Genomic DNA, 1136 nt, shown 5'->3' with positions numbered 1-1136 from the left:
CCGATCGTGCTCACGTAGCACGTGTCGCGGCCGAACACCTGGTTCATCTCTTCGTAGACGCGCTGAGGCTTCATCGGCACGTTGTCGAAGTGCGTCTTGCGCAGCATCGTGCGCTTGCGTTGCTGGCAATCGGCAACCCACGCGGCGCGATCCTTCAGCTTGCCCGCGGCCTTCCATTCGCTGGCGACTTCGACGAACAGTTCGAGCGCGGCCTTCGCGTCCGACACGATGCCGAGATCCGGGCCGAACACGCGGCCGATCTGCGTCGGTTCGATATCGACGTGCACGAACTTGCGCCCCTTCGTATAGACATCGACGCTGCCGGTGTGACGGTTGGCCCAGCGGTTGCCGATGCCGAGCACGAAGTCGGACGCGAGCATCGTCGCGTTGCCATAGCGATGCGAGGTCTGCAGACCGACCATGCCGGCCATCAGCGGATGGTCGTCGGGAATCGCGCCCCACGACATCAACGTTGGGATCACCGGCACGCCGAGCGTTTCGGCGAACTTCACGAGCAGGTCTTCGGCTACGGCGTTCAGCACGCCGCCGCCCGACACGATCAACGGCTTGTCGGCATCGTTGAGCAGCGTCAGCGCTGCCTCGATCTGCTTGCGGGTCGCCTTCGGCTTGTAGACCGGCAGCGGCTCGTACGTGTCGATGTCGAATTCGATTTCGGCGAGCTGCACGTCGATCGGCAGATCGACCAGCACCGGGCCCGGGCGGCCCGAGCGCATCAGATGGAACGCTTGCTGAAACACGCGCGGCACCAGCGCCGGCTCGCGCACGGTCACGGCCCACTTGGTGACGGGCTTGGCGATCGATTCGATATCGACGGCCTGGAAGTCTTCCTTGTACAGACGCGCGCGCGGCGCCTGGCCTGTGATAGCCAGAATAGGAATCGAGTCGGCCTGCGCGGAGTACAAACCGGTGATCATGTCGGTGCCGGCGGGGCCCGAGGTGCCGATGCACACGCCGATGTTGCCCGGCTGCGCGCGGGTGTAGCCCTCGGCCATGTGCGATGCGCCCTCGACATGGCGCGCGAGCACGTGGCTGATGCCGCCGGCTTTGCGCATCGCCGAGTAGAACGGGTTGATCGCGGCGCCCGGCACGCCGAACGCGGTATCGATGCCTTCTTT

1 protein-coding gene is annotated in these 1136 nt (G+C 65.3%); it reads right to left on the bottom strand.

Annotation, left to right across the window (positions count from 1 at the left end):
* The coding region (gene gcl, locus F6X39_RS36085; protein ID WP_187620148.1) for a glyoxylate carboligase at positions 1-1136 on the bottom strand (1136 nt) is incomplete at both ends.

Source organism: Paraburkholderia sp. UCT2, assembly GCF_014397665.1.
GTDB lineage: Bacteria > Pseudomonadota > Gammaproteobacteria > Burkholderiales > Burkholderiaceae > Paraburkholderia > Paraburkholderia tuberum.
The sequence above is the reverse complement of the archived record's forward strand: the minus strand, read 5'-3'. Positions and strand labels throughout refer to the sequence as shown.